The 21,365-nt window shown below is 67.3% G+C and carries 16 protein-coding genes; 15 read left to right on the top strand and 1 reads right to left on the bottom strand.

Annotated features, from left to right (window positions below; all coding sequences use genetic code 11):
* The first annotated feature begins 108 nt into the window (after positions 1-108).
* The 3 genes from AC1DNE_RS29100 to AC1DNE_RS29090 all read left to right on the top strand — a co-directional run bounded on the left by AC1DNE_RS29100 (position 109) and on the right by AC1DNE_RS29090 (position 4,354).
* Positions 109-2,055 (top strand): helix-turn-helix domain-containing protein, encoded by a 1,947-nt coding sequence (locus tag AC1DNE_RS29100; protein WP_441470784.1) that lies wholly within the window; start codon positions 109-111, stop codon positions 2,053-2,055.
* Positions 2,056-2,170: 115 nt separating this feature from the next.
* On the top strand, positions 2,171-3,445 hold the full coding sequence (locus AC1DNE_RS29095) for a hydroxymethylglutaryl-CoA reductase, degradative (protein ID WP_441470783.1): 1,275 nt from the start codon (positions 2,171-2,173) through the stop codon (positions 3,443-3,445).
* A gap of 66 nt (positions 3,446-3,511) precedes the next feature.
* Positions 3,512-4,354: an AraC family transcriptional regulator gene (locus tag AC1DNE_RS29090; RefSeq protein WP_476767097.1), complete on the top strand. Its 843-nt coding sequence runs from the start codon at positions 3,512-3,514 to the stop codon at positions 4,352-4,354.
* A gap of 15 nt (positions 4,355-4,369) precedes the next feature.
* Here the strand turns inward: AC1DNE_RS29090 and AC1DNE_RS29085 are convergent, their stop codons facing one another.
* On the bottom strand, positions 4,370-6,343 hold the full coding sequence (locus AC1DNE_RS29085; protein WP_476767096.1) for a pyridoxamine 5'-phosphate oxidase family protein: 1,974 nt from the start codon (positions 6,341-6,343) through the stop codon (positions 4,370-4,372).
* Between the two features lie 194 nt (positions 6,344-6,537).
* On the opposite strand from AC1DNE_RS29085, the gene AC1DNE_RS29080 reads away from it, so the two are divergent.
* The 12 genes from AC1DNE_RS29080 to AC1DNE_RS29025 all read left to right on the top strand — a co-directional run bounded on the left by AC1DNE_RS29080 (position 6,538) and on the right by AC1DNE_RS29025 (position 21,324).
* Positions 6,538-8,133, top strand: coding sequence for an ABC transporter substrate-binding protein (locus AC1DNE_RS29080; protein WP_476767095.1), 1,596 nt, complete (start codon positions 6,538-6,540; stop codon positions 8,131-8,133).
* Position 8,134: 1 nt separating this feature from the next.
* Positions 8,135-9,109: an ABC transporter permease gene (locus tag AC1DNE_RS29075; protein ID WP_476767094.1), complete on the top strand. Its 975-nt coding sequence runs from the start codon at positions 8,135-8,137 to the stop codon at positions 9,107-9,109.
* 4 nt (positions 9,110-9,113) lie between these two features.
* Positions 9,114-9,944 carry an ABC transporter permease gene (locus tag AC1DNE_RS29070; protein WP_441470778.1) on the top strand — a complete coding sequence of 277 codons (831 nt, stop codon included), beginning with the start codon at positions 9,114-9,116 and terminating at the stop codon, positions 9,942-9,944.
* The gene (locus tag AC1DNE_RS29065; protein ID WP_441470777.1) at positions 9,941-11,569 is read left to right on the top strand and encodes an ABC transporter ATP-binding protein; all 1,629 of its coding nucleotides are present in this window, start codon (positions 9,941-9,943) and stop codon (positions 11,567-11,569) included. The genes AC1DNE_RS29070 and AC1DNE_RS29065 overlap by 4 nt, the downstream gene beginning before the upstream one ends.
* Positions 11,570-11,624: 55 nt before the next feature.
* The gene (locus AC1DNE_RS29060) at positions 11,625-13,040 is read left to right on the top strand and encodes an amidase (RefSeq protein ID WP_441470776.1); all 1,416 of its coding nucleotides are present in this window, start codon (positions 11,625-11,627) and stop codon (positions 13,038-13,040) included.
* 195 nt (positions 13,041-13,235) lie between these two features.
* Positions 13,236-14,330, top strand: coding sequence for a LacI family DNA-binding transcriptional regulator (locus AC1DNE_RS29055; RefSeq protein WP_476841346.1), 1,095 nt, complete (start codon positions 13,236-13,238; stop codon positions 14,328-14,330).
* Positions 14,331-14,409: 79 nt separating this feature from the next.
* Entirely contained in the window at positions 14,410-15,285 is an 876-nt protein-coding gene (locus tag AC1DNE_RS29050) for a carbohydrate ABC transporter permease (protein ID WP_441470774.1), read from the top strand.
* Positions 15,275-16,108 (top strand): carbohydrate ABC transporter permease, encoded by an 834-nt coding sequence (locus AC1DNE_RS29045; RefSeq protein ID WP_441470773.1) that lies wholly within the window; start codon positions 15,275-15,277, stop codon positions 16,106-16,108. The genes AC1DNE_RS29050 and AC1DNE_RS29045 overlap by 11 nt, the downstream gene beginning before the upstream one ends.
* Before the next feature lie 24 nt (positions 16,109-16,132).
* Positions 16,133-17,428: an ABC transporter substrate-binding protein gene (locus AC1DNE_RS29040; RefSeq protein ID WP_441470772.1), complete on the top strand. Its 1,296-nt coding sequence runs from the start codon at positions 16,133-16,135 to the stop codon at positions 17,426-17,428.
* 74 nt (positions 17,429-17,502) lie between these two features.
* Positions 17,503-18,942: an FAD-dependent oxidoreductase gene (locus AC1DNE_RS29035; protein WP_441470771.1), complete on the top strand. Its 1,440-nt coding sequence runs from the start codon at positions 17,503-17,505 to the stop codon at positions 18,940-18,942.
* A gap of 1 nt (position 18,943) precedes the next feature.
* Positions 18,944-20,599: an FGGY-family carbohydrate kinase gene (locus AC1DNE_RS29030; RefSeq protein WP_441470770.1), complete on the top strand. Its 1,656-nt coding sequence runs from the start codon at positions 18,944-18,946 to the stop codon at positions 20,597-20,599.
* Positions 20,596-21,324: an SDR family oxidoreductase gene (locus tag AC1DNE_RS29025; RefSeq protein ID WP_441470769.1), complete on the top strand. Its 729-nt coding sequence runs from the start codon at positions 20,596-20,598 to the stop codon at positions 21,322-21,324. The genes AC1DNE_RS29030 and AC1DNE_RS29025 overlap by 4 nt, the downstream gene beginning before the upstream one ends.
* Positions 21,325-21,365: the final 41 nt, after the last annotated feature.

Below are 21,365 nucleotides of genomic sequence, written 5' to 3'. Positions count from 1 at the left end.
CTTCATACGATCTGATGCGCAGATTATGTATCATTACGACATAACGACTGCGCGCTGCCTGCGATAACTGCTGGGCGTGGCGCGATCGCGTTCAACAGGAGTCCGCGCATGATTCAGGAGGCGGAAGGACTGACGCAACCGCTATCCGAGGCGGAGACCATCGCCGGTTTCTACGCCCGCATGCTCGCACTGCTCGACCAGAGCGCAAACCCCTCGGCTTTCGAGCAGCTCGTCCTTGAAGCGCGCGCCCTCGAGCCGGGCCTGCGCGGCCGGGTCGAGGCCGACATGGCTCTGGCCATCCGGTTGCGCGAGAATGTCGAGCACAAGCTCAAGCGCGAGCACGAGCTCATCGCGCTCAACGAAACGGCGCGCGATCTCTCGGCGATGCGCGACACCGACCAGGTGCTGCAGGCGATCATCCGCCGCGCGCGCCAGCTTGTCGGCAGCGACCTCGCCTATCTCTCGGCCGCGCCCGATGACCGCAGCCCCCTGCATGTCAGGGCCACCGAAGGCGTGACCTCCGAAGCTTTCGCAAAGATCGTCGTGCCACGCGATGTCGGCATCTGCGGCAGTGTCGTCCGCACGCGCAAACCCTGCCAATCGAGCCAGTACCGGGCTGATCGGCAGTTCCACCACGATCCGGTCATCGACTCCGCCATCCATGCCGAGGGCGTCGTCTCCATACTCGGCATCCCGCTCGAACTCGAGACGCATATCATCGGCGTTCTGTTCGTGGCCGATCGCTACGAGCGCTCTTACAACCCGCAGGAGATTTCGATCCTGCAGTCGCTCGGCACCTTCGCCGCTCTCGCCATCGAGAACGCCCGCCTGCTCGAAGAGGGGCAGCGCGCCCTGAGCATGGCCCGCGACGCCAACGTGGCCCTGCGGACCAAGGCCGACGACATCGAAAGCGCCGCCGTCGCGCATGAACGCCTCACCGAACTTATCGCCCGCGGCGGCTCGCTCGACGACTTGCGCCAGCGCGTCGCATCCCTGCTGGGTGGCGAGGCGACGATTCTCGATGAGCGCCAGATCGCCATCGCCGGCACGCTGCCGGACGACCTGCGCGAGAACGGCATCGCCTCGGCCATCCGCGAGAGCGTCCGCCTCGGCCGATCCGTGCAGTTCGAAGTCGCGCCGGCCAGGGTCGTGACAGTCGCCGCGGTCACGAGCGGCGCCGTCCGTCTCGGCGCCGTCGTCCTGATCCGCACCAGGCCGATGTCCTCCCCCGAGATCCGCACGCTGGAGCGGGCCGCACTGGTCACGGCGATCGTGCTGCTGTCGATGGAACGCGTCACCGAGACGGCCTATCGCAACGTCGCCGACATCATCTCCGCGCTGCTGCGGGGCACATCGGACCCGTTTGGTTCGGAGGCCTCGCAGGCCCTGCCTGCTGGCGTGACGCTGTCCTGGCCGGTGACGATGCTGCTCATCTCCTGCAAGGAGGGTTTCGCCGCCCATCTCCCACAGGCCCTGCGCGCGACCGTCTCGGGCCGCCAGACGATCGGTGCCGCCTTCAACGGCGACCTCGCCGTGGCGACAGCCGCCCAGGACTGGACGGAGCTGGCCCGCCGGATCGCCACCGCCCTCCAGGATGCCGGCCGCCACGACTTCAACATCGTCGCCTCCCAGCCGGTTTCGGACATCGCGACGGCAACGGCGGAATATCAGCGCCTGCGCCGCAGCCTCGCCCTGCTGCGGAGCCTCGGGCAGAGCGGCCGGATCGTCCCCGAAAAGGCGCTGTCCCTCTATGGCCTGCTTTTCGACGGCCAGGGCGAGGACGCCGCGCGCCAGTTCATCCATCACACCGTCGGCCCATTGCTGGAACACGACAGGCGCCGCAAGGCCCAGCTGGTGCCGACGCTGCTGACCTTCTTCGAATCCGGCCGCAGCCTGCAACGGGCAGCCGACATGCTGGAGATCCACGTCAACACCATGCGCCAGCGCCTGGACGCGATCAGCGGGATCTGCCCCGATTGGTCCGAGCCAAGCCGCAGCCTTGAGCTGCACATGGCGCTGCGCCTGCACAGGCTCAGCGAAACCCTGCCCGCCTGAGACAATGGAGGAGACATACCGTCGCTGGCCTCCTCGGTATGGATCGCAACCATTGTCGCCCGCCAAAGGGGCTCGTTAAACGCTGGTACTCGTACAAGAACGGAGCCTAGCGCCGATGCCCGTCAACAGCCGCCTCCCCGGCTTCTACAAGCTGTCTCCGCGTGACCGCCTGGCGGAGGTGACGCGCGCCTCCGGCCTCACCGAGGCTGACCTCGCCTGCCTCGTCCCCTCCGATCCGGACATGCTCGCGACCGCGGACCGCATGATCGAGAACGTGGTGGGAACGCTGTCCATCCCGGTCGGCATCGCCGCGAACTTCACCATCGGCGGGCGCGACTACCTGATCCCCATGGCGACGGAGGAGCCCTCGGTCGTCGCCGCGGCCAGCAACATGGCCTCGGTCGCACGCCTGCATGGCGGCTTCCACGTCTCGACCGACCTGCCGATCATGGTCTCGCAGGTGCAGGTCGTCGGCGTCCCCGACCCGCGCGGCGCCCGCATGCGCCTCTATGAGGCGGAGGCCGAAATTCTCGCCTTGGCCAATGAGCAGGACCCGCTGCTGGTCAAGCTCGGCGGCGGCGCGCGCGGCATCGAGGTTCGCATCGTCGAGGCCGACGGCGCGACCTATGTGGTCCTGCATCTCCAGGTCGACGTGCGCGACGCGATGGGCGCTAACGCCGTCAACACCATGGCCGAGGCGCTGGCACCGCGCATCGCGGAGATCGCGGGCGGACGCGTGCGGCTGCGCATCCTCACGAACAAGGCCGACCGGCGCCTTGCGCGGGTACGCGCCGTCTTCGACCGCGACGCCCTCGGCGGCGCCGATGTCGTCGCCGGCATCGTCGACGCCTATCGCTTCGCCGCCGCCGACCCCTATCGCGCCGCGACCCACAACAAGGGCATCATGAACGGCATCACCGCCGTGGTGCTGGCGACGGGCAACGACACCCGCGCGGTCGAGGCGGGCGCGCATTGCCATGCTGCCGCCAGCGGCCGCTACAGCTCGCTCTCCCATTACGAGGTCAATGCGGACGGCCACCTCGTCGGCACGCTCGAAGTGCCCATGGCGGTGGGTCTCATCGGCGGCGCGACCAAGACCCATCCGGCGGCTCGGGCCGGCGTCAAGCTGCTCGGCGTCACCTCGGCGCAAGAACTGGCGCAGGTCATCGTCGCGGTCGGACTGGCGCAGAATGTCGGCGCCCTGCGCGCACTGGCCGCCGAGGGCATCCAGAAAGGCCACATGTCGCTGCATGCCCGTAACGTCGCGGCGGCAGCCGGCGCCATCGGCGACGAGATCGAGGCGGTCGTCGCCCGGCTCAAGACCGGCGGGCATGTCCGCCTCGACCGCGCGGAGATCATCCTGGCCGAGTTGAGGGCGGCAACCCCGTAAGCGCCCGGCGCGCTGACCAGCGTGCCGGCACCGTCATGTGATGCTTCCGGAGAGGAGACGAAAAGGATGCTGTCGACGAGCGCGCAAATCCGGCAGGTCTCCGCGTCTTGCACCATCGGCCGTGCGCGGCCGTGCAGCTTCGACGATTGGCACGGCTCGCAGGACCCGGTCGTTGCGCATGAGGCCCATTACCCGGCGAGCGCGCAGGGCAAGCTGCACAGCCACGCCCGCGCGCAACTGGTCTGCGCGACGACATCCGCCCTGGACGTCATAGCCGGAGATTGCCGCTGGACGGTTCCCCCAGGACGCGCGGCCTGGCTGCCCGGCGGCGTCGTCCACAGCGTCGCCGGCCCGCCGGAGAACACCATCTTTCGTTCGCTCTACGTCCGGCCCGATCTCGCGGCCAGGCTGGATGGCAAGGCGGCAGTCGTCAGCGCATCCCCGTTTCTGCAGGATCTGCTGCAGCGCCTTTTCGACATCCATGCCGGTCATCGCGATCCGGCGCTTTACCCGCATCTCGCCGCGCTCGCGCTCGACGAGATCGCGCGCGCGGAGCGTCACGGCGAGATCGCCTCGCCCCGCCTGTCTTCGCCGCGAGACCGCCGCGCAAAGCTGATCTGCGAGGCGCTGCTGGACCAGCCGGCCGATCGACGAACATTGGAGGAATGGGGCAAGATCGCAGGCGCCAGCGCGCGCACGCTGGAGCGACTGTTCCGCGACGAAACCGGCATGAGCTTCAACGACTGGAGACAGACCTGCCGCATCGCCGCCGCCATCCCGAAGCTCAGGCAGGGGTGTCCGGTCAAGCAGGTCGCCTGGTCCGTGGGCTATGACAGCCCCAGCGCTTTCGCTGCGACCTTCCGGCGCGTCGTCGGCACCAACCCGGCGGGCACGCATCGCGGGCATTAGACGCGCGCGCTTCGCTCAGCAGGCGATCACCATGTCGCTGTCCGGCACGGCCTGGCAGAGCAGAACCTGCCCTTCCGCAAGCACCGGCGCCTCGCCTGCCGGATAGTCCGCCGAACCGCTGACGAGCTTCTGCACGCAGGACTGGCAGTCCCCGACGCGGCAGGAGTAATCGACCTTGATCTGATGGCTGAGCGCGAGATCGAGCAGGGAGCCGCATGCAGGCCGCCAGACCAACTCCTTGCCCGACTTCGCGAAGGTGATCCTGCGCTCGGCCCGGCCGGCCAGCTTCTCTGCCAGGCCTTCGCCGGTCGGGCCGAAGGCTTCGAAGCGTACGCGCTCGGGATCCGCGCCGCGCGCGATCAGTCCGTCGCGCAAACCGCTCATGAACGTGTCGGGCCCGCAGATGTAGAAATCCGCCTCGGCAGCCGGAACGAGCCGATCGAGCACCCCKGCATCCAGACGTCCGCGATGGTCGCAAGGCTCGCCCTCACCGGCCTGCGAGTAGGCGTAGAACAACCGCACCCGCCCGCCCGAACGCTCCGCCAGATCCCGTACCTCGTCGACGAACAGGGCATGGCTTGCGTCGCGGGCCGCATGGACAAACCAGATGTCGCAGTCGATGCAGTCCGTCGCGAGCGTCGCCAGCATCGGCAGCAGCGGCGTGATGCCGACGCCGGCACTGACGAGAACGACGGGCCGCAGCGATGCCCCATCGAGCACGAAGCGCCCCGAGGGTACGCCGACATGGACCTCGTCGCCCTCGGCAAGGCCATGCAGCAGGCCCGACAGCCCGTCCTCGCTGACCTTGCGCACGGAAATCCGGATCGCCCTGTGGCCCGGTCGGCCCGAGACCGAGTAGTTCCTGCGCCGCTGGGGCTGGTTTTCATCCTTCGGCGAAGCGACAGTGACATATTGCCCGGCCCGGATATCGCCGATCGCGGCCGCGTCGAGCGGCTCCAGCACGAAGGACCGGATCTGGGGATTCTCCTGCCGCAGCGATGTGATCGCGAAGCGACGCAGGCCTGTCCAGGGCGCCACTTTCGGCTCGGCCCAGATCTGAGACCGCGTCAACGCCGCAGAGCAGTGGAAGAAGATCTCGTCAGGTGCGATGTCGACCGCCAGTCGCGCGCCCGCCTCGCCATCGCCGGAGCGGAACGGGCCGTTCATCCTCAGTGCCTCGCAGCGCCCCGGAACGGCCGCCAGCAACGCGCATTCGCCCGAACCGCCGAGGCCTGCACGCTCGGCCGCCATGCGCAGCCGAAAACGTTGACGGTTGGCGGTGATGTCGAGCGCCAACGCGCCATCGCCGTGGAGATCCAGATCGATGCCGCCATCAGGCCTATCGGTGGCGAGCACGATGAAACTCGCCTCATCGATGAAGGCGAGTCCGCCCGATCCGATCGAATCATAGACCTTGGTCCGCACCACTTCGCTCGGCGTGCCGTAGATCTCGCGCATGCCGGCGGCGGCGAGCCGCGCCTCCTCCACCCCCGGCCGCTGGATCGACTCGCGGCCGGATTCGCGGTGCATCGCCTTGTCGGAATGGTAGTAGCCCATCATGTCCAGCGGCGCCTTGCGCTGGCTGGGATCGAGCCAGAATCCCGAGCGGTCGGAGGCCCGGCTCTCGACGAAATCCATCGCGTGCGGCGTCAGCGCGATCACGGTCATCGGCCGGTTCTGGTCGGCGGGAAAGCGGGCGATATCTTCGGGCCTCGTGGAAACCTCCGCATGCGCCTGGATCTTCAGGAAGCGGCTGGAGCCTCGACTGAGCAGGGCGACGACGACGTCCGGATTGCCGAGCAGATTGGCGATCGTGTCGAGGCGGCGATTGCCCATGTAGTCGGGCAGGAGCAGGCGGCCCTCACCGTCCGGCCAAAGCACGGAAGGCTGCCCGCCTCGCGGCGAGACGTCGAGAGCGCCTTCCGGGCTGCGCGACGCGATGAAGAGCAACGTGGCGCTCTCGATGAAATCCCGGACGGCGGCATCCATGGACCGGCTTCGGCCTCCTTGCTTGCGGTGCGCATCCTAGTCCGCCGCTGGAAGCGGTCAGGCACTTTGTCGAGCGGGAACCCGACAGAGGCCGCCGCGAACCCGACACGCGCCTTCCAAATCGCCGCCCCCTCGCTAAGCCATTCCGAAAGCCCGCAAGCTGCCGGCGACGTCAAAAACGGGGAAGGCACACCATGAAGCGACGCGAGTTCAACAAGATGCTGCTCGGCGCTGGCGCGGGTCTCGGCCTGTCCAGCTCGGGCCTGTTCCGGGACGGCGTCGCCTACGCCCAGGGCAAGTCCGGCGGGCTGACCGCGATCATCAATCCCGAGCCGCCGGTGCTGACCCTACCGCTCAACCAGCAGATCCCGGTCGGGACGATCGGCGGCAAGATCTATGAGAGCCTGCTCGACTACGATTTCGAACTGAAGCCGCGCCCGCAACTGGCCGAGCGCTGGGAGATCTCCGAGGACGGCCTGACATACACCTTCCATCTGGCAAAGAACGCCAAATGGCATGACGGCAAGCCCTTCACCTCCGCGGACGTGGTGTTCTCCTGCAACGTCATGCTGAAGGAGGTACACCCCCGTGCGCGCGGCGTCTTCGAGCGTTGCGAGAGCATCACCGCGCCCGACGACCATACGGTCGTGTTCAAGTTGAAGGCACCTTTCGGCCCCTTCCTGCTCGCCTTCGAGACCAGCTCGGCCCCGATCGCGCCGAAGCACATCTACGAGGGCACGGACTACCGCAAGAACCCCGCCAACGACACGCCGATCGGCACCGGCCCCTTCAAGCTCAAGGAGTGGCGCCGCGGCAGCCATATCCACCTGGTCGCCAACCCGGATTACTATCGCAAGGGCGAGCCCGTCCTGACGGAGATCTTCTACCGCGTGATCCCGGACGGCGCCTCCCGCTCCGTCGCCATGGAAAGCGGCCAGGCCCAGCTCTCGCAATTCGCCGATATCGAGCCCTTCGACGTGCCGCGCCTCGCCGCGATGCCGCAGTTGAAGCTCACCACCAAGGGCTATGAATTCTTCAGCCCCGTGCTCTGGTACGAACTGAACCTGCGCCGCAAGCCCTTCGACGACCTGCGCTTCCGCAAGGCGGTGCGCCATCTGCTCGATCCGAACTTCATCGTGCAGCGGATCAATTTCGGGCTCGGCCGCCCCGCCACGGGGCCCATCGCCTCGACCACGAAGTTCTATGATCCCAACGTCACGAGCTACAAGACCGATGTGGCGGCGGCGACGAAGCTGCTCGACGAGATGGGCCTCAAGCCGGATGCCAACGGCGTGCGCGCCCGCATCCGCTTCCTCGTCGTGCCCTTCGGCGAGTTCTGGACAAGGCTTGGCGAGTACTTCCGTCAGGCGATGAAGGCAGGCGGGATCGAGGTCACGCTCGACACCACCGATGCGGGCGGCTTCGCCGAGAAGGTCTCGAACTGGGACTACGAGACCACCTCGAACATGCTCTACCAGAACGGCGATCCCGCGCTGGGCGTCGCCCGCAGCTATATCAGCTCGAACATCCGCAAGGGCGTGATGTTCACCAACACCCAGGGTTACTCGAACAAGGAGGTCGACGACCTGTTCGACCGCGCCGCGGTGCTGACCTCGGATAAGGAGCGTGCCGAGCTCTACAGCAAGGTGCAGAAGATCCTGGCCGACGATCTGCCGGTGCTGTGGATGACCGAACAGCAGTTCCCGACCATCCATGACGCGCGGCTGCAGAACCTGATCGACAGCGCGATCGGCGTGAACGGAACCTTCGGGCGGGCGCGCTGGGCTTGAGATGAGCTTGCGCAGCGTCCTCTCCCGACTGGCCGGGATCATCGTCACGATCTTCGTCATCGCGACGATCAACTTCGTTCTCGTGCGGGCGGCGCCGGGTGATCCGGCGGCCGTGATCGCCGGCCAGTCGGGCGCCACCGACGAAGTCTTCCTGCGCCAGGTGCGGGCCGAATACGGGTTGGACAAGCCCTACATCGCCCAGCTCGGCGCCTATCTCGGCAAAGTGGCGTCGCTGGATCTAGGCTATTCGTATCGCCTGCGGCGGCCGGTGCAGGAGCTTATCGGCGAAAGGCTGGGGCCGACGCTGCTGCTGACGCTTTCTGCCTTCCTGCTCTCGCTCGGCGGCGGCGTCATCCTCGGCGCGCTCGCCGGCATCCGGCACGGCAAATGGTCCGACCTCGCCATCTCGCTGCTGGCGCTCGTGCTCTACGCCACGCCGGTGTTCTGGCTCGGGTTGATGCTGGTGCTGCTGTTCTCGATCCAGCTCGAATGGCTGCCGGCCTTCGGCTATGTCGACATGCGCGCGGGGGAGCTGAGCCGGGTGGGCAATGCGCTCGACGTGGCGAAGCATCTGCTGCTGCCGGCCATTACGCTCGGCGCCATCTACATGGCGATCTATGCCCGGCTGATGCGCGCCTCCGTCATCGAGGTCGCCGCCGAGGACTATATCAAGACCGCCCGCGCCAAGGGGCTGAAGGAAGGCGCGGTCCTACGCGGCCACATGCTGCGCAACGCCTCGCTGCCGGTCATCACCTTCGCCGGTATCCAGGTCGGCGCCATGATCGGCGGCGCCGTGGTGGTGGAGACCGTGTTCTCCTGGCCCGGGCTCGGGCGGCTGACCTTCGACGCCGTCACCAGCCGCGACTACCCGGTCCTGCTCGGCCTGTTCCTGGTGATGTCAGTGCTGGTGATCTTCGTGAACCTGCTGACCGACCTGATCCATCGGCTGGTCGACCCCCGCCTCGCAGTCAGATGAGACGATGAACGACAGCCTCAAGACCTTTCTGCGCCATCCCGCCGGCCTGCTCGGGCTGGCTATTCTCGCCATCGTCATTCTGGCAGCGGCGCTAGCGCCGCTCGTCTATCCGGCATCGCCATGGGACATGGCGGGCGCGCCGCTGCGCCCGCCGGGAACCGACGGCGCCGTGCTTGGTACGGATACGATGGGGCGCGACATCGCGGCGGGCATCATGCACGGCGCCCGCGTCTCGCTGATGATCGGCATCGTCTCGACGCTCGCCGCATTGCTGCTCGGCGTAACGCTCGGCGCCATCGCCGGCGTCGCCGGCGAGACCGTCGACCATCTGATCGTGCGCTTCATCGAGATCTTCCAGACCATCCCCAATTTCGTGCTGGCGATCCTGCTGGTCGCCATTCTCACCCCGTCGATCGGCACCATCATCCTTGCCATCGGGCTGGTGAGCTGGCCGCCGCTGGCCCGCCTCACCCGCATCCAGGTGAAGAGCATCGCGGCGCGCGAGTTCGTCCAGGCGGCGCGTTGCCAGGGCCAGAGCGCCGTTTCCGTGCTGCTTCGCCACATCATCCCCAACGCCATCTCGCCGATCATCGTCACCGGCTCAATGGCGGTGGCGTCGGCGATCCTGATCGAGGCGGCATTGAGCTTCATGGGGCTGGGCGACCCCAACTACATGTCCTGGGGCTACATGATCGGCGCCGGCCGCACCGTCATCCGCCAGGCGTGGTGGGCAAGCCTGTTTCCGGGCCTGGCGATCCTGCTGACCGCCGTCGCCATCAACCTGATCGGAGAAGCCCTGAACGACGCCCTCAACCCGCGGATCGCGCGCTCATGACGCTGCTCTCGGTCGAGAACCTCTCCATCGCCCTGCCGGCCGGAGGCGATCGCACCCATGCGGTCTCGAACGTCTCCTTCGACATATCCGGAAACGAGATCGTCTGCCTGGTCGGCGAATCCGGCTCCGGCAAGTCGATGATCGCCCATGCCATCCTGGGCCTGCTGCCGCCGGGCATCGGGATCGACGGCGGCGCGCTGATGTTCGAGGGCAGCGACCTCGCCGGGTTGCCGCCTACGCAGAAGCGCGCGGTGCGTGGCGACCGCATCGCGATGATCTTCCAGGAGCCGCTGACGGCGCTCAACCCGCTGAAGCGCGTCGGCGAGCAGGTCGCCGAAGCCATCCGCACCCACCGACCCTCCCTCGCGGAGGCAGCGGTGACCGCCAAGGTCGAGGAGCTGTTTGCTCAGGTGGGCCTGCCCGATCCGCCGCGCCTGATGAAGGCCTATCCCTTCCAGCTCTCGGGCGGGCAGCGCCAGCGCGTGATGATCGCCATGGCGCTCTCCAACAACCCGAAGCTCCTGATCGCGGACGAACCCACCACTGCGCTCGACGTCACGACGCAGCGCCAGATCCTCGACCTGATCAAGGATCTGCAGAAGACCCACGACATGGGCGTGCTGTTCATCACCCATGATATCGGCGTCGTCGCGGATATCGCCGACAAGGTCGTCGTGCTCCAGCACGGCAAGATCGTCGAGGCCGGCAGCGCCGATGCCGTGCTGCTCAATCCGACGCAGGACTATACGCGGATGCTGCGCGACGCGGTCCCCGGCCGCGGGGCCTTCCGCAAGGCGGCCGAACCGGCACCGCCCATCCTCGAGATCCGCGATCTCCAGAAGCGCTTCGTCACACGGCAGGGGCTGTTCGCGAAACCGCGCGAGGTGGTCGCGGCACGCGACGTCAATTGCCGCCTGGCGGCGGGAGACACGCTTGCGGTCGTGGGCGAAAGCGGCTCCGGCAAATCCACCCTGGCGCGCATCCTGCTCAGGCTGATCGAGGCGGATTCCGGCGAGATCCTCTGGCACGGGACCTCCGTCCGCGCCATGAACGGCGCCGCGCTGCGAAATTTCCGGCGCAAGGCCCAGATCATCTTCCAGGACCCCTATTCCTCGCTCGATCCCCGCCTCAAGATCGGCGAGAGCATCTGTCGCGGTCCCATGGCCTTCGGCGCCAGCCGTACCGAGGCAGAGCGGCTGGCCGGAGAGTGGCTGGACCGCGTGGGCCTCAGCCGCAAGGCATTGGACCGCTTCCCGCATGAGTTCTCCGGCGGGCAGCGCCAGCGCATCTGCATCGCACGGGCGCTCGCCCTCCAGCCCGAGATCCTGATCGCCGACGAGGCGGTCTCGGCGCTCGATGTCTCGATCCAGGCGCAGGTCCTCGACCTGTTGAACGGGCTGAAGGCCGAGATGAAGCTGGCGATGGTCTTCATCACCCACGACCTGCGCGTCGCCCGCGAGATCGCCGACCGGGTCCTGGTGATGCGGCAGGGCCAGGTCGAGGAGGACCGCCCGACGGAGGAGCTCTTCGAGCACCCGCATAGCGACTATACGAAGCGGCTCCTCGAAGCCGTGCCGGGACGGGCCTTCTTCGCCGCCCGCGCCGCGCAGGAGGCGCTGGCGTGATCCTCGCGAGAGGCCCACAGAGATTCGTCGGATACGAGCGACAAGGTGAGAGACCGTGAGCAGCGAACTTTGGCAATGGACGGCCGCCGAGCTGGCGGCGGCGATTTCGGCGGGGCGGATCAGCTCGGTCGAGGCGACGCAGAGCGCCCTGGCGCGGCTCGAACAGGCTAACCCCGCGATCAATGCCGTCGTCGACGCCTTGCCGGAGGCTGCGCTTGCCGAAGCACGGGCCGCCGACGAGGCGCTGCGTCGCGATGGTCCGGCCGGCCCGCTCCATGGCGTGCCCGTCACGATCAAGGTCAATGTCGATTACAAGGGCCGCGCCACGACCAACGGCGTCGTCGCCAACAAGGACCACAAGGCGGAACAGGATTCCTCCACGGTTTCCGCGCTGCGGGCCGGCGCCACGCCGATCATCGGCCGCACCAACACGCCGTGCTATTCGATGCGCGCCTTCACCAGCAACGACCTGCATGGCGCGACGCTCAACCCACATGACCGTGCGGTGACCTGCGGCGGGTCGTCGGGCGGCGCCGGGGCCGCTGCGGCCGCCGGCATCGGCGCGATCGCCCATGGCAACGATATCGGCGGCTCCGTCCGGCATCCCGCCTATTGCTGCGGCGTCTACGGTCTGCGACCGACGGCGGGGCTCATTCCCGGCACCAGCCTGTCCATGCCCGAGCGCAAGATCGTCTCGCAGTTGATGGCGGTGCAGGGCGCGCTCGCCCGCTCGATCGAGGATATCCGGCTGGCCATGCAGGTGCTCAGCCGGCGCGACCCCAACGACATCTGGCAGATCCCGGCCGGCGACATCTTCGGCCCGCTCACCCACAGGCCCCGCAAGGTCGCAGTCGTCGCGGAGACGCAGGAGAGCCCGGTCGATCCCGAGGTGACGGCCGCCATCCGCCAGGCGGCCGCCATTCTGGCCGATGCAGGTTACGAGGTGGCCGAGGTCGAGGCGCCTTCCTTCCGCGAGCTGGTGGAGCATTGGCGCCTCATCCTGGGCAACGAGATGCGCGGGGGGCTCGGTCAGCTCATGGAAGCCCATGGCGACTGGAAGATGAAGAGGATGCTGGAGATCCAGCTCGAAGGCGTGCCGGTCGTCGATACGCGCGACGGCCTGCTGGAGGGGCTGGCGCAGCGCGCCCGGCTCGCCCGCAAATGGCAGCTCTTCATGGAGGACTGGCCGCTGGTCCTCACCGCCGTGAGCTGGGTGAAGCCGATGGAGGACGATCTCGACGTCTCCGGCAAGATGGACACCGACTGGTTCTACGCCGTCACCGCGCCCTATATGGGCACGCCGACGATCGGTTTGCCTGGACTATCCGTGCCGGTCGGCACCGTGCCGGGCAAGCCCATGGGCGTGCAACTGCTCGCTCCACGCTTCGGCGATCAGCTTCTGTTGGAGGCTGGCGCTGTGCTGGAGCGCGGTATTGGGCGGATCGCGCCGATCGATCCGGCAAGGGATTGAGCGATACCCTTGACCGGCCTCGGCCAGCAGACGGGATCGAAAGTTGATCTGCTCCGAGGCGGACGTCTCAAGGGGCCGCTTAGGGCCAGTAACGGGCTCTAGCCGCCGCCATAGCGACATTGACTCGAAGCGCGCTTGTCTTGCGCGCTCACCCCTGTTAAACGTTTTTCTGTAAAACGTTTAACAGGCTTTCCGATGGACAATGGCCGCGTCACGATCCGGGATGTCGCCGCCCGCGCAGGCGTCTCGATCGCGACCGTCTCGAACGTCTTCAGCGGCAACAAGCCGGTGAATGCCGACTTGCGCGCGCGCGTGCTCAAGGCCGCCGACGAGCTGGCCTATCAGGTCGACCGCGCCGCATCGCAACTGCGCTCGGGCCAGGCCCACGTCGTCGGCGTCCTCGTGCCCGATCTCGACGACGTCTTCTTCACCTCCCTGGTCTCGCAGCTCGAAGTGCTCGCGCAGAAGGACGGCTACGATATCCTCGTCGCCAGTTCCCGCGACGATCTCGGGCTGGAGCAGTCGCGGCTGCGCACCTTGCTGGCCTGGCGCCCGTCCGGGCTGATCGCCGTGCCCTGTTCCGATGCGGTTCCGGACGCCTTGCGCAACAAGATCGGGCGGTTGCCGATCGTGTTCGCCGACCGCGTGCCGCCCGAGGGCTCGCTCGTCGATACCGTCGCGATCGACAACCGCGAGGCCGGCGAGATCGCTGCCCGGCACCTCCTCGCCAAGGGTCATCGCGACATCCTCGTCGCGGCCTCCAGCCTCGCCATCTCGCCGATCCGCGAGCGCGTCCGCGGCGCCTGCGAATTGATCCGCAGCACACTCGGCCGCGAGCCGACCGTGATCGAACTCGGCTCCAATGCCGATCGCGGCGCCGCAGCCTTTCTGCACTGGCTCGAACGCCACCCGCAGCCGAGCGCGGTGATCGCGCTCACCAACGTCACGACGCTGAGTACGCTTTCGGCGCTGGCCCGAATGCGCATGGACATTCCTGACCCGGTCTCGGTCGTCGGCTTCGACGATTATCCCTGGATGAGCGCCCGCAAGACTGGTGTCACCGCGATCCGTCAGCCGATTGCCGAAATCGCGGAAGCCGCCTGGAACCGCTTGCGCGCCCGCATGGCCGGCGACATGGCGCCGCCGACGCATTCCGTGCTGCAGACCAGCCTGCAGGCCCGCGATTCCGTGAGGGATCTGGCCGCCACCGCTGAACGCGGCGGCAGCCGCGATCCCGATCCGCTTCCAAATCCGGAGAGGCCGAGCGGCACCGCCAAGGCGGTGCACTGACGAAGACCGACGACGGGCGCCCTGCGTCCGAGCCACCGGGCCGATAGAGCCTGGAGCAAAGAATTCTTGGAGGAAACGCGTGCAGCTTCAACGAACGGCACGACTATTGCCGCTGCTTGCGCCGGTGCATCTGCTCATCCTGAGCGTGATCGTACTGCCGTCGCTCTATGTCGTCTGGCTGAGCCTGAACACGTCGAGCTTCGGCCAGGCGCCGCGCTTCGTCGGCCTGCAGAACTACTGGCGTGTCCTCACCGATCCCGCCTTCCACAGCGCGCTCTGGAACACCGTCGTCCTCGTCGTCGTCGCCGTCCATCTGGAACTCGCCGTCGGCCTTGGCATGGCCCTGCTCTTTGCCAGCGGCCTGCCCTTCCGCCGTTTCCTGCTCGTCGCCGTGCTCGCGCCCTATGCGGTCAGCGAGGTCACCGCCGTGGTGATGTGGCGCTTCCTGTTCGATCCCGATGCCGGGCCGATCACGCTCGCCCTGCACGCACTCGGCCTGCCCTCACTCGACTGGTCCTTCGAGCCCTCGCACGCGATGGTCCTGATCGGCCTTTTGACGATCTGGCTGCACCTGCCCTTTACCTTCGTGATCGTCTACGCGGCACGCCTCGCCATTCCAGCTGAGCTCTACGAAGCCTCACGGATCGACGGCGCATCGCGCTGGCAGGCGTTCCGACAGGTCACACTGCCGCTGCTAGCCCCGGCGATGCTGATCGCCCTGCTCTTCCGCTACATCTTCGCTTTTCGCCTGTTCTCGGAGGCCTGGCTTCTGACCAAGGGCGGCCCGGCCCGCTCGACCGAGGTCGTGGCGATCTATCTCTATCAGGAGGCCTTCAGCTTCAACGCCTTCGGCCCGGCCGCAGCAACCGCCTGGATCATGGTGCTGGCCTCGCTGCTGCTCGCCGGCGCCTATGTCTTCCTGCTCAAGCGCGGAGGCGTCGCCCATGCGCACTGAGCGACTTCTCATTGGCGCCGGAAAGGCACTCGCCGTCGCCGCGATCCTGTTCTGGTCGCTGTTCCCGATCCTGTTCATCGCGATGTCCTCGCTGAAGCCCGGCCAGGACATCTTCGCGGTGCCGCCGAAATGGCTGTTCACCCCGACGTTCAAGCACTATGCCGAGCTCTGGCGCTCGTGGGGCGTATTCTTCGAAGGGCTGCTCAACAGCCTGCTGATCACGGTCGGCGCGACGCTGCTCGCCATCGTCGCCAGCGCCTGTGCCGGCTATGTCTATTCGCGCAATTCCGGGCGCTGGCTCGGCGCGAGCCTGCTCGGGCTCATCATCGTCCGGCTGATCCCGCCGATCGTGGTGACGCTGCCGCTCTTCCCGATCGTCAACTGGCTCGGGCTCAGCGACACCCATCTCGTGCTGATCCTGCTCTACGCGACATTCTTCGTCTCGCTGGGCACGGTGCTGATGCGCACCTTCATGGACCAAATCCCGCGCGAGCTGGACGAGGCCGCCGCGATGGACGGCGCCAGCCGCATGACCATCCTGCGGAAGGTCATCGCGCCGCTGGCGATGCCCGGCGTGCTCGCCGTCGCGGTCTTCGTGATCGTGTTCTCGTGGAACGAGTTTCTCTTCGCCTTCATCTTCACCGCGACCAAGGCCAAGACCGCCCCGCTCGTGATCTCCGAGATGATCGGCTCCATCGACGGCGTCGACTGGGGGATCCTCTTCGCCGCCGCGACGGTGCAGCTCGTGCCCGTCCTCATCTTCGTCGTCTTCATGAACCGCTACCTCGTGGCCGGCCTCACCGCCGGTTCGACGAAGGGGTAGCCAACTAGAAAGAGGGAGGAAGCCATGTCGAATAAGCCGGAAACCAAGCTCACCCGCCGCGCTTTCGTCGCCGGAGCCACAGGCGCAGCCGCCGCGCTCGCGGTCGGACCAGCGCTCGCCGCGGGCAAGACGCTGAACGTGCTCAGCCACAAGGTCCACCAGACCGTGCTCGGAAGCGGCGACGGCGACCTGATGGCCGCCTGGCGCAAGGCCAACGATGCCGAGAGCGCCTTCACCACCTTCGACTCGAACCCGCTGCAGGATCGGCTCTTCCGCGAGGCCAGCCTGAAGGAGACCGAGTACGGTGTCGGCTATCTCATCGACAACCGGCCGACATCGCAGATCGCCGCGCTGTTCGAACCGCTCGGCCCCTATCAGGACAAGGACGCGATCGAGGATTTCGGCGACATCGCGTCAGGCCTCGTGCAGGGCATGACGGTCGACGGCAAGCTGATCGGCATCCCGGTCCGCCATGCGACGCAAGGCCTGTTCTACAACGAAGCGCTGTTGGAGGAGGCCGGCATCTCCGCCCCGCCGACGACTCTGGAAGAGCTGATCGAGCAGGCGAAGAAGACGACCTTCACCTCCAAGGCCGGCACGCCGGTCACCGGCATGGTGCTGGCCAGCGATCTCGCCGTCTTTCCCGTGATGTTCGCCCGCGCCTATGGCGGCGATTTCATCAGCCCCGATCTCAAGCTGGTGCCGAACCGCGAGGCGCTGGAGCAGGGGCTGGGCGCTCTGCGCGCTATGTTCGAAAGCGGCAGCCTGCCGCGCAGCTACGCCACGACCAAGAATGACGACCAGGTCACCTGGCTGCAGCAGGGCCGCGCCGCCTTCACCGTGCTGCCCTTCGCGCGGGGCGCGCAGCTCAACAATGCCGAGCAGAGCAAGTTTCCCGGCAAGATCAAGGCGGTCCCCTTCCCCGGCTCAAAGGCGATCCAGGGCAAGATGCCGATGGCCTCGGTCGTCGAGGCCTGGGCGATGTCGATCCCGAAGAACGCGAAGGACAAGGCTCTGGCCTGGAGCTTCATCAAAGAGGTCTCCAGCAAGCGCGTGACCTTGGGCATGGCGCTGAACGGCAACGGCCCGGTGCGCGTCTCGACCTATGCCGACGAGAAGCTGAAGGCCGGCAATGCGCTGGCTGCCGTCGAGGCCAAGGTTCTGGCGACGGCGCGCGGCGCCTTCCCGCCCTTCCCGGAAGCCGCCCGCGCCCAGGCGACCTTCCTCGAGGAGGTCCAACTCGCCGTGCTCGGCCGCAAGCCGGTCAAGGATGCCGTCTCCGCGATCATCGAGCGCGTCAAGCCGATGATGCCGGCCTGATCACCCTTTCGACCTGCGGGGCTTCCGCCCCGCAGGCGCTCGCTTCATTCGTTGCACCCTGAAGGAACCTAGCCATGTCGACCGCCGCGACCCGCTTCATCGAAGAGCCGGCCCGCCCCATCCCCGTCTCCGCCGAATATGACGTGCTCGTCGTCGGCGGCGGCCCATCGGGCCTCACCGCTGCGCTCGCGGCAGCCGAGGACGGCCTGCAGGTCGGGCTGATCGAGAGCCGCAGCTTCGTCGGCGGCAACATGACGATCGGCCTGCCGGTGCTCGGTTTCCTCGGCCAGAAGGGCAACCAGATCATCGACGGCCTGCCGCAGAAATTCATCGAGCGGCTACGCCGGGAACGCCAGGGCGCGAGCGAGCACCGGCCCTGCCCGCTCCATATGGGCATTACGCTGGTCGAGCCCGAGGCGGTGAAGACGGTGGCGCTGGAGATGCTGACGGAGGCCGGCGTCGACGTGCTGTTCTACACCTTCTTCGCCGGCGCCCTGGTCGAGAACGACACGATCCGCGGCGTTATCACCGAGAGCAAGAGCGGCCGCACCGCCATCCTCGCCAAGGTCGTGATCGATTGCAGCGGCGATGCCGACGTCGCCTACAGCGCCGGCGTGCCGACCGAGAAGGGCAATGCCGAGGGCGGCATGCAGCCGCCGACGCTGATGTTCTGCCTCGCCGGTGTCGATACCGATGCCTTGAGACTTTCCATCGCCAATGCCCCGCCGGCCGCGCGAACCTATCTCACCGATTTCATCCCGGCCGAGTATTTCGGCCAGAACCACCAATTCATCGTCGTCGGCATGCGCGAATTGATGGCGAAGGCCAAGGCCGAGCGCAATCTGCAGATCCCGAACGAGCGCACGATCATCATCACAGGGCTGAAGAAGGGCGAGGTCTGGATCAACATGACCCGCGTCAAGGGCACGGATGGCACGGACGCCCGCAGCCTGACCAAGGGCGAGATCGAGGGCCGCGCCCAGATCGACGACATCGTCGCCTATCTCATCGGCTATGTGCCGGGTTTCGAGAAGGCCTATTTCACCAAGACCGCCCCCTTCCTCGGCATCCGCGAGACGCGCCGCATCCGCGGCCAATATGTGATGACGCAGGAGGACGTGCTCGCCTGCACGCATTTCGACGACGCGATCGCGGTCGCGAGCTATCCGATCGACATCCACCGCCCGTCGGACGATGGCTGCACCCTGATCTGGTGCGGCGACTGTTACGACATCCCCTATCGCTCGCTGGTGCCGCAGAAGATCGGCAACCTGCTGGTGGCCGGCCGCAGCATCTCAGCGACGCACGAAGCGATGGGCGCGATCCGCGTCATGGCAACCTGCATGGCGATGGGAGAAGCTGCCGGCCGCGCCGCCAAGATCTCCGTGCGCGGCAACCGCCCGCCGGCCGATATCGATGTCGGAGAACTGCGCCGCCAGCAGCTTGAGCGTGGCGTCTATCTGCGCAATCCCGACGGCACGCGCGCCGGGCCGCCGAACCGCGCCGCCGCCTGATATGCCCGGGCATTTCATCGGCATCGATGTCGGCACCGGCAGCGCCCGGGCCGGCATCTTCGACGAGCAAGGGCGCATGCTCGCGACAGCGAAGCGCGACATCGCGCTCTATCGTGACGGGCCCGATATCGCCGAGCAGTCAAGCGCGGATATCTGGCAGGCAGTCTGCGCCAGTGTGCGCGAAGCGATGGCGGAAGCCGGGCTCGCGCCGGACGACATCACCGGCATCGGCTTCGACGCGACCTGTTCGCTGGTCGTGCTCGGGCCGGGCGGGAAGCCCCTCCCGGTTGGCCCGCATGGCGACGCGAACCGCGATGTCATCGTTTGGATGGATCACCGCGCCATCGAGCAGGCCGAACGCATCAACGCGACGCGCCATCCGGTCCTCGCCTATGTCGGCGGCACGATCTCGCCGGAGATGGAAACGCCCAAGCTGCTCTGGCTGCGCGAGAATCTTCCGACGACCTACGACGCCGCCTGGCAATTCTTCGACCTGCCGGATTTCCTGACATGGCGCGCGACCGGCTCGCTGGCGCGCTCGATCTGCACGGTCACCTGCAAATGGACCTATCTCGCTCATGAAGGGCGCTGGGATGCGAGCTATTTCCGGCAGATCGGCCTCGGCGATCTCGCCGATGACGGCTTCTCACGGATCGGCACCGAGATCGTTCCGGGCGGCAGCGCTCTCGCACAAGGGTTGACCGAACAGGCCGCCAACGAACTCGGCCTGAACACCGGCACCGCCGTCGCCGCCGGGCTGATCGACGCCCATGCCGGCGGGGTCGGCTCGGTCGGCGTGCGCTCGCCACACGGCACGGCGCTGACCCGCATGGCCTATGTCTTCGGCACCTCGGCCTGCACCATGGCGAGCAGCGCAGAGCCGATCTTCATCCCCGGCATCTGGGGACCCTATTTCTCGGCGATGGCGCCGGGCCTCTGGCTCAGCGAAGGCGGACAATCCGGCGCCGGCGCCGCAATCGAGCAGCTCATCGGCTTTCATCCCGCGGCGCCGGAGGCGCAGCGCCTTGCCGAAGCCGAGGGCCTTTCGCTACCGGACTGGCTCGCGGCACAGGCGGCTCGGCATGCCGCCTCGCCTTCGGAGGCAGCCCGCCTCGCCGCCGAGATCATCGTCGTGCCCGACTTCCTCGGCAATCGCTCGCCCCATGCCGATCCGCAGGCACGGGCCGTGATCGTTGGGCTCGGCATGGAGCGCGACCTCGACAATCTCGTCGCGCTCTATGTCGCCGGCCTCACCGGCATCGGCTATGGCCTGCGCCAGATCATCGAGGCCAGCCGGGCCAAGGGCGCGATGATCGAGGCGATCGTGCTGAGCGGCGGCGCGGGACGCCAGCCCCTGATCCGGCAATTGCTAGCGGATTGCGCCGGGCTGCCGCTGTTGGCGCCGGATGATGTCGACCCCGTCCTGCTGGGCTCCGCCATGCTCGCGGCTACAGCCGCGAAGGCATTTCCCGGCCTTGGCGAGGCCATGACCGGGATGGCGTCGGGCGCCGCCATCTTCACACCGGCAGCAGGCGACATCGCCGACCTGCACGCAGGCCGCCTCGCCGCTTTCGAAACATTGCAGACGGCGGCCCATACGGCCCGCGACCTCATGCGGCCCGTGCGTCATCAAGCTCGACCGGAGACCTCAACGTGACCCAGGACCTGACCGGAAAGACCGCCGCGATCACCGGAGCGGCCTCGGGAATCGGCCTCGCCTGCGCGAAACGGCTGCTTGCCGCCGGATTGCGCGTCGTCCTCATCGACCGTGACAGTAAGGCCCTCGCGAAGGTCTGCGCGCCTCTCGGCCCCCATGCCATTCCGCTCGTCGTCGACCTGACCGATCCCGCTTCCGTCGCCGGCATGCTGCCTGAGATTCTCGACAAGGCCGGGCCGCTCGACATCTTCCATGCCAATGCCGGCGCCTATGTCGGGGGGCCGGTCAGCGAAGGTGATCCAGATGCCTGGGACCGCATGCTCAATCTCAACGTCAACGCCGTCTTCCGCAGTATCCACGCCGTGCTGCCGCATATGATCGCCCGCAAGACCGGCGACATCCTCGTGACCAGCTCGGTCGCCGGCGTCGTCCCGGTGGTCTGGGAGCCGATCTACACCGCCTCGAAACATGCGGTGCAGGCCTTCGTCCACACGCTGCGCCGCCAGGTCATTCCGCACGGCCTGCGTGTCGGCGCCGTCCTGCCCGGCCCGGTGGTGACAGCGCTGATCGCCGACTGGCCAAAGGAAAAGCTCGATGCCGAACGCGCCCGCGGCGGCCTGATCGAGGCCGAAGAGGTGGCTGAGGCCGTGCATTTCATGCTGACCCGCCCGCGCAACGTCACGATCCGCGACCTCGTGATCCTGCCGCAGAGCACGGATCTCTAGCCGGCAACGGTCTTCGGCCGCAGCGAGGTGAATGAACCTTT

It is taken from the genome of Allobosea sp. 05L423 (assembly GCF_056397745.1).
This window is presented reverse-complemented; position numbering and strand designations above follow the sequence as displayed.